The 14,715-nt window shown below is 58.6% G+C and carries 12 protein-coding genes and 1 pseudogene; 5 read left to right on the top strand and 8 right to left on the bottom strand.

Features of this window, described 5'->3' with window-relative positions; translation table 11 throughout:
* Positions 1-421: 421 nt before the first annotated feature.
* Positions 422-1,852: an aldehyde dehydrogenase family protein gene (locus GJ633_RS07610; RefSeq protein WP_156588337.1), complete on the top strand. Its 1,431-nt coding sequence runs from the start codon at positions 422-424 to the stop codon at positions 1,850-1,852.
* Between the two features lie 184 nt (positions 1,853-2,036).
* On the opposite strand, the gene GJ633_RS07605 is transcribed toward GJ633_RS07610, so the two are convergent.
* Both GJ633_RS07605 and GJ633_RS07600 read right to left on the bottom strand, forming a co-directional pair.
* On the bottom strand, positions 2,037-2,696 hold the full coding sequence (locus GJ633_RS07605; protein ID WP_156588336.1) for an HAD family hydrolase: 660 nt from the start codon (positions 2,694-2,696) through the stop codon (positions 2,037-2,039).
* A 785-nt stretch (positions 2,697-3,481) separates the two neighbouring features.
* Positions 3,482-4,693: a mandelate racemase/muconate lactonizing enzyme family protein gene (locus GJ633_RS07600; protein ID WP_156588335.1), complete on the bottom strand. Its 1,212-nt coding sequence runs from the start codon at positions 4,691-4,693 to the stop codon at positions 3,482-3,484.
* Between the two features lie 122 nt (positions 4,694-4,815).
* Between GJ633_RS07600 and GJ633_RS07595 the strand changes: the two genes are divergently transcribed.
* Positions 4,816-5,631 (top strand): BtpA/SgcQ family protein, encoded by an 816-nt coding sequence (locus tag GJ633_RS07595; protein WP_156588334.1) that lies wholly within the window; start codon positions 4,816-4,818, stop codon positions 5,629-5,631.
* Between the two features lie 414 nt (positions 5,632-6,045).
* Here GJ633_RS07595 and GJ633_RS07590 read toward each other — a convergent pair whose 3' ends face one another.
* The 3 genes and pseudogenes from GJ633_RS07590 to GJ633_RS17105 all read right to left on the bottom strand — a co-directional run.
* Positions 6,046-6,816 (bottom strand): HAD-IIA family hydrolase, encoded by a 771-nt coding sequence (locus GJ633_RS07590; protein WP_156588333.1) that lies wholly within the window; start codon positions 6,814-6,816, stop codon positions 6,046-6,048.
* 88 nt (positions 6,817-6,904) lie between these two features.
* The gene (locus GJ633_RS07585; RefSeq protein ID WP_321168962.1) at positions 6,905-7,714 is read right to left on the bottom strand and encodes an inositol monophosphatase; all 810 of its coding nucleotides are present in this window, start codon (positions 7,712-7,714) and stop codon (positions 6,905-6,907) included.
* A 382-nt stretch (positions 7,715-8,096) separates the two neighbouring features.
* A pseudogene (locus tag GJ633_RS17105) lies at positions 8,097-8,721 on the bottom strand (IS6 family transposase); the annotation flags it as partial.
* Positions 8,722-8,960: 239 nt separating this feature from the next.
* Between GJ633_RS17105 and prs the strand changes: the two are divergent.
* Positions 8,961-9,809 (top strand): ribose-phosphate diphosphokinase, encoded by an 849-nt coding sequence (gene prs, locus GJ633_RS07575; RefSeq protein WP_156588331.1) that lies wholly within the window; start codon positions 8,961-8,963, stop codon positions 9,807-9,809.
* A gap of 171 nt (positions 9,810-9,980) precedes the next feature.
* On the opposite strand, the gene GJ633_RS07570 is transcribed toward prs, so the two are convergent.
* Positions 9,981-10,223, bottom strand: coding sequence for a hypothetical protein (locus tag GJ633_RS07570; protein WP_156588330.1), 243 nt, complete (start codon positions 10,221-10,223; stop codon positions 9,981-9,983).
* Positions 10,220-11,209, bottom strand: a complete 990-nt coding sequence (locus GJ633_RS07565) for an MFS transporter (RefSeq protein WP_156588329.1) — start codon at positions 11,207-11,209, stop codon at positions 10,220-10,222. The genes GJ633_RS07570 and GJ633_RS07565 overlap by 4 nt, the downstream gene beginning before the upstream one ends.
* A 533-nt stretch (positions 11,210-11,742) precedes the next feature.
* On the opposite strand from GJ633_RS07565, the gene GJ633_RS07560 reads away from it, so the two are divergent.
* The gene (locus tag GJ633_RS07560; protein WP_156588328.1) at positions 11,743-12,507 is read left to right on the top strand and encodes an HAD-IIA family hydrolase; all 765 of its coding nucleotides are present in this window, start codon (positions 11,743-11,745) and stop codon (positions 12,505-12,507) included.
* Positions 12,508-12,627: 120 nt separating this feature from the next.
* On the opposite strand, the gene GJ633_RS07555 is transcribed toward GJ633_RS07560, so the two are convergent.
* Positions 12,628-13,500 (bottom strand): LLM class F420-dependent oxidoreductase, encoded by an 873-nt coding sequence (locus tag GJ633_RS07555; protein WP_156588327.1) that lies wholly within the window; start codon positions 13,498-13,500, stop codon positions 12,628-12,630.
* Positions 13,501-13,934: 434 nt separating this feature from the next.
* Between GJ633_RS07555 and GJ633_RS07550 the strand changes: the two genes are divergently transcribed.
* Positions 13,935-14,600, top strand: a complete 666-nt coding sequence (locus GJ633_RS07550; protein WP_321168961.1) for an HD domain-containing protein — start codon at positions 13,935-13,937, stop codon at positions 14,598-14,600.
* Positions 14,601-14,715: the final 115 nt, after the last annotated feature.

Genomic DNA, 14,715 nt, shown 5'->3' with positions numbered 1-14,715 from the left:
CGCCGTCGCCGCCGTCGCCACCGCCGCCACTACAACCGGCTATCGCACCGAGTGATGCGGCACTCGCACCGGCTAAGAACTTTCTTCGGCAGACCGTACACCTAATGGCATCGTCGCTATTGTTCGGAGCCATTGCGTTTCACCCCGGCGCGGCCCATGCTAATAAATCATGTGGTTAGATCACAGCCGGCAACATTGCACCTTTTCACGGGCTGGGACTCGATCAGACACCCGTTTCACGGCACGCTTCCGGGCTTCTTCTCTCGTCCGGTCAGTCGAGAAGTCACCCGATAACGAGATCGCGAAAGCGGTATCGCACCCCCAGTCGACCGGTGCTAGATATCGAACGCCGATGGCGGTCTTGAGGTGTCAGTAAGGTTGATACCACTTCGGCCAGTGGTGTGTAATCGTGGAAACCGCTATGAGCGAGACTGAGCTGTTTATTCACGGCGAATCGACCCCTGCAGCGGGTGAAGCGACATTGACACTGGTTGACCCGGCCACGGGCGAGGAGGTCGTACAGGTCGCAGCGGGTACCGAAGCGGACGTCGACGAGGCGGTCGCGAGCGCCCGGGACGCGGTCACAGACTGGACGGGAATGTCGACCGAGGACCGCGCCGAATTGTTCTTCGAACTGTCCGACGCGCTCTTGGAACGGGAAGACGAACTCGCCACGCTTGAGATGGAAGATACGGGGAAACCGATCTCCCAAGCCCGCAGTGGCGTCCGGTCGTGCGCGAGATACTTCGAGTACTACGCCGGGATCACCGACAAGATCCGGGGTGATAGCATACCGGTCGGTGACGGCTACGTTGACTACACCGTTCGAGAGCCGCTGGGAGTGACCGGTCACATCATTCCTTGGAACTTCCCGCTGAACATCCTCGGCAGGACGATTGCACCGTCGCTAGCGTCCGGAAATACCGTCGTGATCAAGCCGGACGAACACACTCCTCGTACCGCAGTCGAGGTCGCGAAGATAGCTCACGAGGTCGGGTTCCCTCCGGGGACGATCAACGTCGTTCCCGGACACGGATCCCGGGCTGGTGCCGCACTTTCGAGCCACCCGGACATCGACGGAGTGAGCTTTACGGGATCCGTCGAGACGGGGATCGAAGTCGCCAAGTCCGCCGTGAGCAACGTCAATCCGGTACACCTCGAACTCGGCGGAAAGAGTCCTCTCGCCGTGTTTCCGGACGCGGATCTCGAGGCCGCCGCGGAAACGGCCGTTGACGCGATATTCGGTCGAAACGCGGGGCAAGTCTGTACGGCCGCCTCTCGCCTCCTCGTCCACGAGGACATTCACGACGAACTGGTGGATCTGGTGGTAGAACGAGCGGGCGAACTCTCGATCGCGGCCGGACCCGACGACCCGGATATCGGTCCGCTCGTCTCGGAAGACCAACTCGACCGAGTGCAGAGTTACGTCGACGTTGGCCGAAGCGAGGTCGGCGAGCCGATTATCGGCGGGACGTCGCCCGATCGGTCCGGTTACTTCTTCGAACCCACAATCTTCGACGACGTGGATAATCAGACCCGGATCGCACAGGAAGAGATCTTCGGTCCGGTACTGGCCGTGATCGAATTCGCCGACGAACGAGAGGCCATCGAACTGTCGAACGATGTCGAGTACGGGCTCGTGGCCGGTGTCTTCACCAGCGATCTCGGGCGTGCACATCGATACGCGCGTGAGGTGCAGGCCGGGCGGGTGTTCGTGAACGACTGGTTCGCCGGCGGCAAGAACGCGCCGTTCGGTGGATACAAATCGAGCGGATTCGGGCGCGAGAAGGGTCTCGAAGCCATCGACAGCTTCACGCAAACGAAGAACGTGTGCGCGAACATCGAGTTTTAAGACGGGGGCAACCCACGTCACGGCCCTTCGTTTCGCAGCCCTCCAATCTCCGACGACTGCACAGCGAAGAGAAACGCGTCGACCTCGACCCACAGGAATTATCGTTGCTTGATCGACTTCCGCAACTGATCGCAGTCGTCGATCTCCGTTCGTGTGGGGATCTACGGCTCACTACGAGCCCCTGTCAGGTGATCTGTCTCAGGTCGCTCAGCGATTCGATCCGGTAGGTCGGTTCGGTCCGGAGTTCGTACCCCTCCCGGTGTGCCCGACAGATGAACGCCGAATCGAGGCCCGCTTTCTCGGCGGCTGCAATGTCGACGTTGCTATCGCCGACGAACAGCAGGTTCTCCATCTCGAATTCGGCGATGATACGCTCGAGATAGTACGGGTCAGGCTTCGTATACCGGATGCCGTCGTGGGTCGGCGGCCTCCCGTAGACCGCGTCGAAGAGTCCGTCGATCTCGAAATAGTCGAGGATACCTTCGACGGTCCGTTGCTGGTTGTTGCTCACTAACCCAAGGCGCTGGTCCAGTGATTCGAGAATGTGACTGTCATCGTACAGCGGTTTTTCCCCGTCTCGTACCGTCTCGAGTTGTTTTTCCGATGCATACTGTTCGCGAACTCGCCAGAACTCGTCTGCATCGAGTCCCTGTTCCTGGCAGAGGCGCTCCAGTTCCTCGATAGTGAGTGCGGATCCATACCGCACGGCGTCGACGTGGTTCGCATCCGGGTCATCGATACCGTGTTCGCGGAAGGCCGCTTCCACCGCCTCGCGAATGAGCAGGTCTTCGGTGGGTTCGAGAATGACACCGTCCATGTCGAAGACGATACCGTCGTAAGTCATGTCGTCGTCACAACTCCATCGAAATAATTAAATGTTCTGGATAGGGAATCTACACGTCTATCTGCTAGTCCGAAGAACAATATATCGGCCGAGAGGCTGGGCCGCCGAAATCCCCGCTGGGCATTGTCTGCCCGTAGACTGGACCGACAGGAGAGAAACCCTCCGAAGCGGTACGTACCGCTCCTCGATTCGTCCCGGTAACGTCTCGAACCTATCGTTTCTGGCGTTTGCCTGTCGCTATTGGCGGCGAGGGTCGTCTTGTATCGGTCCCCTTTCGGATGTTGATCTCGTTTGCTTTCGCGAGTCGCGAATAATACAGATGCAGGAGAGATTACAGTTAGTTAGCCCTGTAGAAGCGATGCGGTTCGGGTCTCTCTTCTCTATATGTTACACAGATATATTTTACATTGATACTACTGTAATACACATGATGATACAACCAGGATGATTACATTAGTAATGCTGTAATTATATGCGGGGGGGTGAGATGTGAACGAGAGTTCGACAGCGCGGACCGTGTGATCGACCGATCGCACCTCGCGAATCGGTCTATGTCGACGGTTCAACCCTCAATTCGTCCATATATCGGTGACTGAGTTCCCAAATGTGGACAGTGGGTAGCCCAGCATCGGCGACGTGATTCGTCGCCTGCGAACGACCGCTCAGTAGGCGACTCGTGTCCTAGAAGCTCCGTGAACGACGTGAAAGGTGTAACTGGTTCAGATCGCCGACGAAGGTCATTGAATCAGTTCGCGAGAAGCGGGGGAGACGCTTCGAGTGGACTATCAGCGTACAGACCCCGGAGAGGGGCTTCTGTAGGGGTAGTTTTCGATCACGCTACGGTCGACTGACACCCCCAGTCCAGGGCCCGATGGCACGGTAAGTCGACCGTCTTCAACCTCCAGTTCCGTCTCGATGATGTCGCTGGCGAGGGGGAACGGATACATACCGACGGAATCCTCCCCGCCGTAGATAGGGTACTCGAGGAGGGTACACTCCGGCGCCGCTGCCACGAGGTGAGCGTTCGCGACGACACCAAGTTGTGTCCCGTAGTTGTGGGGAACGTACGTCACGTCCCGACCCTCGCAGAACTCGACTGCCTGGCGAGAGCCGGTGTAGCCACCATGCTGTTTCACGTCGCCCTGGAGGAACGACAGAAAGCCGAGCTCCGCCATGTTTACTAAGTTCCCCGGTGTCGCCTCGTTCTCGCCGGCAGCCAGAGGGACTCCCGTGGCCTCACTCAACCAGCGGTACGACTGGTAATCGTTCGACGGGAAGGGCTCTTCGATCCAGAACACCTGGTCGTCCATGTATTCGACGAGGGACCGGATCTCCTCTCGTGAGTACGAGGCGTCGTCCAAACTCCACCAGGCGTGGGCGTCCACGATGATGTCCACTTCGTCGTCGAGCCGAGCCCGGAGGTGATCGATGATTCGACGGTCCCAATCCACGCCGAATCCCGCCCGATATTTGTACATGTCGTACCCCTGTTCGACGAGATGAGTCGCCTCTTCGACGTACTCCTCCGGGGAGAGATAGAACCCGCTGCTCGGGTAGACCGTTAGCGTCGGCGTGGGATCGACATCGTACTCAAGGAACTCGTAGATGGGTTGGCCGCGGCGCTTCCCGAGGATGTCGTAGACTGCAATATCAACGACGCTCTTGGCCTGCCAGCGGAGGTACTCCGGCAGGTTCGTCGAGTCGATCACGTTGTGGACGGACGCTATGTCGTCGATATCCTCGCCGACGAGGTCGGGCCCGACGATATTCCGGATCACGTCTCCGATGTCGTCGTGGGTCGCCTCGTTGAACTCCTCCCATTTCGTGACAGTGCCCGTACCACACGGCGCCCAGCCGATCTCTCCGGCGGTCGTTTCCACCGAGACGAGGATAACGTCACGCTGGGTTATCAGCCCGGCACCGCCGTTGAGACGATACGACCGGGGCGTATCGACCGGTGACGAGAGAACATACGCGGAGATATCCGCTATTGCCATCTGTTAACACGTTAGTAGCGTGATTTATAAAGTTTGGCTCTATCGTAGCACCGGCAGCGAGTGATCGGCGGGAACTCCTGTGATATCGGTAGTGTTTTATCCCACGCTTTTAACGGTTAGATATGGATTTTGAGAAAATATTCGGAACTGAGAAGCCGATCATCGGGATGATCCACCTCCCCCCGCTACCGGGGGCGCCGAAGTCGGACGGCGACCTCGAGTCAGTCGTGACACGGGCAGTAGACGATGCGGCGGCGTTAGACGACGGCGGTGTCGACGCGATACTGATCGAGAACTTCGGGGACGTTCCGGTGTATCCGGACGACGTCCCGAAGCACACCGTGGCGTCGATGACCCGGATCGCCGTCGAAATAACGAAGAAAACGGATCTCCCACTGGGCATCAACGTCCTGCGTAGCGACGCGGAGGCCGCCCTCTCGGTCGGCGCGGCCGCCGGTGCTGCCTTTCTCCGTGCGAACATTCACACGGGCGCGAGGGTGTCCGATCAAGGAATTATCGAAGGACAGGCTCACGAGACGCTCCGGCTTCGAGACCACCTCGACGCCGACGTCGGCATCTTTGCCGACCGGGACGTGAAACACTCTGCACCGCTGTCGACTGACAGTTACACGGCCGAGTCCTTCGCCGATCAGACCGAACGCGGACTCGCGGACGCGATCGTCGTGTCGGGGCGAGGGACCGGACAGCCGATCGATCGAGAATATCTCCACGACGTGGTCAAAGAGCGGTCCTCGTTCGGTCTCGAGGCCCCGATCGTCGTCGGTAGCGGTGTCGACCGGGATTCAGTGGCTGAACTCCTCGAGGTAGCCGACGGCGCCATCGTCGGCACTGGTTTGAAGCGCGACGGCGAGACGGCCGCGCCCGTCGACAGAGAGCGCACCGCCGAGTTGGTCGCCCGAGCCGACGAGGTGCGGTGATCGGAAACCCGACGTGGCGGCAGGAGTCCTTACCGACTTGACTTCACGCGTTTAACGAACACCCCACCGAGCTGGTCCATCAGCTCGTCGGTGCTGTGGGCAGTCCGAACGGCCCTTGGGGTCCGCAGAGCAGTCTCCCCGAACCAACCACTCGACGACCAGTTCTTCCGGTAGCTGCTCCCGAATTTGGCCACCAGTCGTGAGTGGCACCGCCGTCGCGTCAGCGGCGAACCGCCGCCAACCACGATCGCACGCCCGATTCGGTACCTGGAAGCGTCAGAGAGGCCGACGCCGATTACCGTCGGAGATGCTGGATTTTGGCGGAATGAGTACGCCGATCGAACACTGTGAAAACGACGAGTGGATCTGTCCTCGCGCGGCGCCCGCTCTGCGGGAGCGACTCGGACGCTTCTCTCACGTATCGGGGTAGTCGATCTCCTCGAACAGGCCGGTGAGATCCGAAAGTCGATAATCGACCTCGTATTCCCCGTCGGGCTCTACCGGTTCGTCGCCGACGTAGATCGCGGTCATTCCCGCGCGGTTCGCCCCGACGATGTCCGTCGAAAGGGAGTCACCGATCACGGCCACCGAGGCGTCGCGGTCGGTCGCCGCCAAGTCGAACAACAGGTCGTTGGGTTTCCCGACGATTGTCATGTCAGCGCTATTAGTCGCGCTCTGAACGGCGGCCAAGAACGCCCCGGTTCCCGGTTCGATACCGTTCTCTGTGGGATAGGAACCGTCCGCGTTCGCTGCGATTATCGGGACCCCTTGACGGGCGTATCTGGCGGCATCGTTGACGTGCTGGTAGGTGAACTCGTCGTAGAACCCGACGACCACGGCTTCCGGGTTGGCCGGATCGACGGTAACACCCTCCTGTTCGAGCATCCTGGCGAACTCCTCTGTACCGACGACGTACGCCGATGTGAATCCTTCTTCGGCCAGGTATCGAGCCGTTGCCCACCCCGCACTCACCACCTGTGATTCGTCGATATCGACTCCAAAAGAGGCCAACGTATCCCGTATTGTCTGTCTCGAATCCTGTGAATTGTTCGTGATGATGGTTATCTCGACGCCCAGATCCTGTAACCGTTTCAGCGACTCAACGGCTCCGTCGATGGGGCGATCCCCGACGACGATCACACCGTCCAAATCGATCAGGAACTCGTCGAACGAACTCGCGAGCATAAGTGGATATACTCGTCAATCGATCACATAACTCTTTTGTTGCCACGAGCGTCCGTAGTGTTCTCTCGAGGCCACCGAGACAACCCTCTCAGCCCATGATCGCGGCCGTTCGAAGGAGATCTTGGTGTATCTCGCCGTTGGACGCGACGAGACCCTGACTATCGTATCGCCAAGGGTTCCCCTCGAAATCAGTTACTCGACCGCCCGCCTGCTCGATGAGATGTACTCCGGCGACGCTGTCCCACGGATCGATCCGTCCTGGAGCTACGACGCCGTCCAGTACACCGGCAGCGACCTTCGTGAGGGTGAATTGCGCAGTGCCGTATCGACGGGTGTTTCCGAACCGCCGGACGGTATCTGCTACTCCCTCCGAGTACGCCTCCCGAGACCCGAAACTCGGAGAGACGGTCGTCGCGACGTTAGCGTGCTCGGGCCTCGAATGGTCCGTGACGGTCACTTCTTTTCCGTTCCGCGTCGTTCCCCCGGGCTCACTGACGTAGATATCGCCGAGTGCGGGGGCGATATTCGCGGCGGCGATCGGTTTTCCGTCCTCGACTACCGCGACGGAAGTCATCCAGTAGCTATCGCCCCGGTTGTAGTTGTACGTGCCGTCGATCGGGTCGATAATCCACGCGTCCCCGGACTCCGGAACCGACTTCAGCTCTTTTTCTTCTTCACCGACGATCTCCCGGTCGGGATCTTCCTCCCGGATCGCCTCAATAATCGAACGTTGAGTCTCTTTATCCGCCGTCGTCACGATGTCTTTCGAATCGACTATTTTTTCGGTCGCATCGGCTTTGTTCTCCACGTCTATCTCTTCGCGAAACCGAGACAGCGCTTCGCGACCACCGATCCGTGCTACCGACTCGACAAACTCACCCATGGTCTCGATGCTCACATCACGGCTCATGTGTACCACCGTCTTGATCTTTTCCCTTTCAGGATGTCAACAGTGGAGCGTGGCTATTCGAAGCCGCGATCTGGTGGAGTCAGCGGTGCTACCTTCTGAAACTCGGTGACAGAAGCGCTAGATCAGAATTTGAACAAACCGAACTAGGCCTCGACGAGCGACGGGTTTCGCCGCTCACGTGCTGTGTCGCAGTCTACCAGATCCGGTGGCCAATCGTCCCACGGGTCGCGGTCGGCTCACACGATCGGCTCACACGATCGGGTGACTGCGACACCCTTTCAACGAAGCGGCGGTGCGGAGTCCCCTTCCTCAAGGAACGATCGAAGCGATCGAGGGAGGGGAGGAGCGGGGCGTGGTAACGTTGGTATCGATTCCACCAGACAGCGAAGGATGAGAGCCACGATTCCGGCTCGAAAGTGTCGTGTTTGAAAATATTTTAAAACAGATACGTTCGTCGTTTTACCTCACAAAACATATATTCGATAGCAGCCCGATTTTCATGACGACCCGTCTGAAATCGGATCGCGAGTCGTTCCAACGCAGTTGTGAAGTGACGAGCGTTCTCGACGAGAAACCCGATGGTGGCAAGCGGCCGTTTCTCACGCGGTTCGCGGAGAGACGGCGGCGTGAGTTGCGTCGTTTTCGTCTGAAACATCCGTACGTGAAGGGGTTGGTTCGTCTCGAGATCGACGGCGGTGTACAGCCGGTATCACTACCCTCGATCCGAATCACCGTTTCGTCAACCGCAAGCCGTTGGATCGGCATCGTCGTCGGGCCGTACGTCGGCCTTCTGCACCCAATCGAGAATCGCTGTTCGACTCAGATCGACACCAAACCTCTCAAGATACTGTTTGGTATTCGAAAGTGAGAGACCAGTAAGAGAGAGCTGAATACCCACTTGAATCGAGAACTCGGTCTGCTCTCTCTCTCTCTACAAGCGCCAGATCGATCCACTCAGTACCGCCGCTGAGGCGGTCGTTTTCGGCTGTGAACAGCCGAAACGACGACTTCCGGTTCCTACCGTAACACAACCTTGGGCGTGACACCCGTGGGTATGCTTGTCCGTTTGAGCCGGTCAGGTCCGGGGACTGAGCACATTCGATCGCCGTGTCGTCGACGATCCTCGGGTCAGAATCCGGGGGCGAACACAGCTTCGACACCGCTCTTCTCCCGTGAAGCCGGCAGAATGACTTCGATCGGAAACCGACTTAACAGAGGGGACCGATCGAGTGGTATGATCGTTCCAGGATCCAACACACAAACGTTCGCGACCGCGCTTGCCAAGGAGACGGGAGACGAACTCGCCCACGTCGAATATATGGATTTCCCAGACGGGGAGTTCATTGTCCGGGTACCGGAGGAGCTCGATCGGGCTATCATCGTGGCATCGATGGTCTCCGATCGCGACCATATCGAGGTGCTTCAGCTCCAGGATGCAGCGTGGGAAGCCGGGGCTTCCGAAGTCATCACCGTGCTCCCCTATATCGGCTATTCGAGGCAGTCAGAGGCGTTCAACGTTCGTCAACCCGTGGCCACGCGGGCGATGGCGCGCGCGATCTCGACTCGGGCAGATCGCGTTCTGACGGTCAATCCGCATCAGGAAACGGTGTGTGACTTCTTCGACGTCCCGGCTCGACCGCTCGATGCCGCCGGGTGTCTGGCCGAGCCACTTCCCGACGACCTTTCCGATCCACTGTTCGTTTCGCCTGGCGAGGACACGCTCGAATTGGCGACGACGGTTCGGGATACGTACGGCCGGGGAACGGTCGACTACTTCGGACAGACCCGTGATTACGAGACCGACGAGGTCGAGATCGCGCCGAGAGATACCGTTCTCACAGATCGGGATGTCGTCCTGGTCGACGATATCATCGCGACCGGTGTGACGATGAGCGAATCCGTCGCTTCAATCCAAGAGAGGGACGCGAACCGCGTTTTCGTGTCCTGTGTTCATTTAATGCTAGCCGGGAACGCGCTGACCAAACTGTCGAGGAAAAATGTCGAGTACATCTACGGGACCGACACCATCGAACACGCCGCCAGCGACGTGAGTGCTGCGTCGGTGGTAGCCGAGGCGCTGTAAGATCTGTCCGCTCTCGCCGTCGAACGCTTCGGTGAAATCGCGTCTAACCCTCGATATCTCGAAAGAGCAGCGCAGGGAGCGGACAGCAACGTGATTCCGTCCCCCAGCGGAGTCAGTTATGACTCGCCGTTATGCCTCACAGCACACGAGATATCTCGGAGAAAAGGGGCATCAATCGGCGACCCCGTCCGTGGAAGAGACCGACGGTTCGGTGAATCGGATCGAGAACAACCCCAGATATCCCAAGGTGAACAGCCCGGCGAGAACGTACAGGGTCTGGAACCCCCACAGGCTCAAGACGATCCCGAATACGGCAGGCGATAACGTTTGCGCGACGCGCTTGAAGACGTACAGACTGTTCACGATCCCTGCCCGGTAGTCTGGATCGGCGACAGCGGTTATCGAGTCCTTCATAACTGGGTCGAGTAAGGCGTCGCCGACCGAATACGCGAGTACGAGCCTCCGAGAACGACCAGTCCGTCAGAAAACGGGATCAGGGTCAGCGTGACGGCCGAGATCAGAAGAGAGCTACCGAGTGCCAACTTTCGACTGGTTCGGGCGACGACGAGGCCCGCGAGCGGCGAGACGAAGACGTACCCGATCCCGCGCAGAGAAAGTAAAGAACCGGCTTCGACGAGCGACGCATCGAGGATTCGCACCGCAAACAGGGGGATGAACGTCAGGAGCGCGTAGCGAACGAAACCGCGAGTGAACCCCCCGAGTATCAGGATCCGGACGTTCGTGTCTTTCAGTTCAGTTCGCATCGCCAGTCCGTAGCGCTCGATCAGTCGCGTCACGGACCCCGATCGCTCGGCCCGCTCGATCGTCTCGTCGAGAACCAGGTATGTGAACGCCGCCACCGGTATCGCAACGAGGTAGAGGAGAAACGGGACGTTCCAGCGAACCGACGCCAGATAGCCCGTGGCCGCGGGAACGATCATCGTTCCGAGCCCGACGATGCCGACGCGAAGGCCCTGTGCGGCCGAGTTTGCGGCGCCGTCGTGGTTGTCACCGAGCAGCGTGACAGTCACGGGGAATATCGCTGCTGCGCCGATTCCCATCACGAACGCGAACGCGAGCAACGCGGGGAAGCTATCTAGGAGGAACATCACGGCGCCGCTACACCCGAATACGAAGAGCGAAGGGACCAGGACGGTCCGTCGACCGTAGACGTCCGCGAACCAGGCTGCGACGGGGATGACGAGGATGGACGGCACCTTGAAGAACGACACGAGAAGCCCGACACGACCGTCCGAAACATTGAGAGCGTCCGCGATTCCGGGGAGTGCTGGGGACAACACCGATCCCAACATCCCAGTCAGCGTGACCCCTAATATCAAAACCGTCTGTCGGTCTCTGAGGATAGACCCGTACAGTTCCCGTTCCGTTGTCCTGACCATAGTGATGATCCTGTCCGTTCGCCTCCGCTCTAATCGAATCCCGGAACCATCAGAGACCGCTCCTGTCTGTCGTCCGGTTCGGCGGCATGAACGGTATGCGTTGCCGCACGTGACCGATCACACATGACGTTTCGAATCGGACGAGCAACATCCAGCCGACGAGGTGAAGTGGCTTTCCACGATACCGAGCTTCAAGACGCATTAGTATAATTATTACGGGATTGAGTATTTCGTTCGTATCAGGATCGACAGCACCGTACCGCCAGTGGTTGTCGCCGTTGATGCGGATCGCTTCTCAAAGCCGGCGAGTTGATCCGCACTTGCTGTTTGACGGCAAGATGCACCGGATGCCAACTTGGCCCACTCGGGAGTCCGTTCGCGCTCCACGAACGAGAAGTCGATCCCCGCAAGAGCATCGCCAGGGCGGTCGAATTCGGACGGAGACACGCAGAACTCGTCCGTCTCATTCTCTGATGTAACGGGACGATTCAAGTACCGAAGCATTTATTCGCCAATAGTTACCAAGGAAAGTTATGCTTGCGGACCGGTTCGATGGTCTCCTCTTCGACCTCGATGGCGTGGTCTACTTGGGCGACCAGCCAGTGACGAATACCGTCAAGGTCATCGAACGTCTCCAGCAGGAGGGAATCACCGTTCGTTTCATCACGAACAGTTCGTCTTCGACCCGGAGGGATATCAGGTCGAAGCTGGCCAAGATGGGCATCGACGTGGAGGTAGACGACGTTTTCAGTGCCGCCTGGGCGACTGCGACGTACGCGAGCGAAGCAGGCCACAACCGCGCGTACGTACTCGGAACACCGGGACTAGAGCAGGCAGTCCAAAACCAGGGGCTGCAGGTCGTCGAAACTGATCCCGACGTACTGATCGTAGGAAATGACAAATCTCTCACCTACGAGAAGCTGACCGACGCAACGAGAACGCTCTACCGCAACGACATCCCGTTCCTGGCGGTCAACAGCGATCCGGTGTACCCGACGGCGGACGGCATCTCTCCGGGGACGGGAGCACTCGTGAGTGCCCTTAAGACGGCAACGAACCAAGAGCCGATCGTGATCGGCAAGCCGCACGAGAACCTGTTCGACTTCGCGTTGGAAGGGCTCGAAGATCAGCGAGTCGCTATCGTCGGTGACACGCCAGAATCAGACGTCGCCGGTGCGCAGAGAGCAGGTATCGAAGCGATACTGTTTACCAAACACCAGCGTAATAGATCCGACGAGAGCCCCAGTGCCGATATCGAGATTAGCGATACGGCCGAACTACTGGAGACCGACAGCTGAATCGGAATCGCGGGTCGATCCGCTCGCAACTGCTCGTGAACGTCGGTCGGCTCTCGTTCGGCTCCCTACGGTCTGCTGACCTTTCCTGGGCGGAACAGGATCGACTGCGCGTCGTCTGCCCTAGAGGTCGGCTGCCTCAACTGCCTCTCGAGCGTCTCGGACCTTGTCAATGTGTGCCTGCGGCGACGGCAGGTCGTTCCCGTGGGATCCGAACGCCACGTGTGTGACGCCGAGGTCGTGTAACGCGTGGATCCGATCGACCAGTCCGTCGTGGTCGTGATCCCCGGTATTTACCCTCGCGTGGATGGGGAACGCATCCGGGTCTCGATCGTGATCTCTGAGGTACTCCCGCAAGGAGCCGATCTTCTCCTCGTACTCTTCAAGCGAGTATCGCGGGGCGATCCAACCATCCGCGATCCGGGCGATCCGATGGAGAACGATATCCGCACCGCCTCCCATCCAGATGGGTATCGGTTGCTGGACCGGTCGCGGGTTGATCCCCGCCGACTCGATCTCGTGCCACCTCCCATCGTAGTTCACGAGGTCGTTCCCCCACAGGCTCCGTAGGACGTCTACCTGCTCCTCGATACGTTTGCCGCGAGTCCGGAACTCCTTTCCGAGGCTCTCGTACTCGCGTTCGTTCCACCCGACGCCGACGCCGAGACGCATTCGACCCTGACTCAGGACGTCCACTTCCGCGGTCTGTTTTGCGACGAGCGGCGTCTCCCGCTGTGGCAGCACCATGATACCGGTCATGAACGTTAGATCGTCTGTGACCGCCGAGAGATGTCCGAACAACACCATCGGCTCGTGGAATTGATCCGTATAGTCGTACGAACCATCCCAGTTCTCCGACGGCGGTTCGACGCCGAGAACGTGTTCGTAAGTGAGGAGGTGTTCGAAACCGAGCCGTTCAGCTGTCTGAGCGTACTCGCGAACGACCGCTGGATCGGTACCAATCTCGGTCTGTGGGAAGTTAACTCCGAACTCCATGCGTGTCGTATTGCGTGGTTCTGACATAATACTAGTCATATAGATTCGGCTTTGTTGACATTCTCTTCACGTCCGTCGATCTGCTGAGAAGCCAGTTTCTCATCCAGTCCGCGAAAACGCGCGTGGAGACCTGCTCTTCTGAATGTCAGCTCGTTCAATAGAGCCACATACTCGACCAAATGGCGGAGGGTATCAACTGTACTCACACGACTGTACGGGAAACGAGAGCGTTACACGTTGACACCCTTCGGCCAAGGATAGCACCAGCTAACTGTTCAAGTCTGGCACCGTCCGCGATCGCGTGAATAGTTGCTTCAGGTGCGGTGTGTAGCGTGTCTCATTCTAGCTGTACGGGTCTTACAAAGCGCCACGTTAGTTGTTCTGACATCGACAAAACAAATAAGAGATGTTAGATTGAAACGCTAACCTAGATCGTGTCTCAAGACGTAGGTCCTCTCGCGCGAACGCTCGCGCTGCCGTACTACGATGACGCCCTCCCCGCACACGATGAGTTTCATGCAAACCGCGTGCGAGACATCGCACTCCGATTGGCAACTGACGTCGAGCAATCCGTCGACGAGGATGTCCTTGCCGCTGCTGCGTGGCTCCACGATATTGGGCGTCCTCTCGAACGAACCGATGAGGTTGATGACCACGACAAGTGGGCGACCCAAGAAGTCGTAGGGTTACTCAAGCCGGAAGGCCTCTCGAAAAACGAGATCGAGGCGATTCAGCACTGTATCCGTACCCACAGTATTCGGGCCAGCTCTCCCAGTCCGGAGAGTATCGAAGCGAAGCTTCTCTTTGATGCCGATAAGTTGGATGCAACAGGAGCGGTCGGAATTGCTCGGTTGGTTTGTATCGTCGGTGAGCGTTCCGGACAGTCGGGTGAGAGGTACGCCGTTATCGATGATCTGACAGCCTCCCGGGAGGCCACTTCAGACCAACGGGACGTAGCGCTCCTCCAAGATTGGGCGAAAGAACGCTTAAACGAATTATACACAGAACCTGCTCAAGAGCTTGGAAAGACACGCTGGAAATATATGGAGCGATTCTTCGAGCAATTTCATACGGAGATTGAGCCGACTGGGACACAGTAAACTGCTTCGCTCTTGGGAAGCACGTGATGGTGTCATAGAACGCTTCGCACGCCGTTTATTTCAGAGCGGAACTAGGAGAATCAGCTCTCAGATCGTGTGTGCTAGTAGTACGATA

The sequence above is a fragment of the Halorubrum sp. CBA1125 genome (assembly GCF_009742825.1).
Taxonomy (GTDB): domain Archaea; phylum Halobacteriota; class Halobacteria; order Halobacteriales; family Haloferacaceae; genus Halorubrum.
Note: the sequence above shows the minus strand (reverse complement) of the source record. Positions and strands in the feature narration are given on the sequence as shown.

What these genes read in the sequence shown, in the direction of transcription:
- GJ633_RS07610 (WP_156588337.1), top strand. Translation starts at nt 422, where the DNA reads ATGAGCGAGACTGAGCTGTTTATTCACGGCGAATCGACCCCTGCAGCG.
- GJ633_RS07605 (WP_156588336.1), bottom strand. Translation starts at nt 2,696, where the DNA reads ATGACTTACGACGGTATCGTCTTCGACATGGACGGTGTCATTCTCGAA.
- GJ633_RS07600 (WP_156588335.1), bottom strand. Translation starts at nt 4,693, where the DNA reads ATGGCAATAGCGGATATCTCCGCGTATGTTCTCTCGTCACCGGTCGAT.
- GJ633_RS07595 (WP_156588334.1), top strand. Translation starts at nt 4,816, where the DNA reads ATGGATTTTGAGAAAATATTCGGAACTGAGAAGCCGATCATCGGGATG.
- GJ633_RS07590 (WP_156588333.1), bottom strand. Translation starts at nt 6,816, where the DNA reads ATGCTCGCGAGTTCGTTCGACGAGTTCCTGATCGATTTGGACGGTGTG.
- prs (WP_156588331.1), top strand. Translation starts at nt 8,961, where the DNA reads ATGATCGTTCCAGGATCCAACACACAAACGTTCGCGACCGCGCTTGCC.
- GJ633_RS07570 (WP_156588330.1), bottom strand. Translation starts at nt 10,223, where the DNA reads ATGAAGGACTCGATAACCGCTGTCGCCGATCCAGACTACCGGGCAGGG.
- GJ633_RS07565 (WP_156588329.1), bottom strand. Translation starts at nt 11,209, where the DNA reads ATGGTCAGGACAACGGAACGGGAACTGTACGGGTCTATCCTCAGAGAC.
- GJ633_RS07560 (WP_156588328.1), top strand. Translation starts at nt 11,743, where the DNA reads ATGCTTGCGGACCGGTTCGATGGTCTCCTCTTCGACCTCGATGGCGTG.
- GJ633_RS07555 (WP_156588327.1), bottom strand. Translation starts at nt 13,500, where the DNA reads ATGGAGTTCGGAGTTAACTTCCCACAGACCGAGATTGGTACCGATCCA.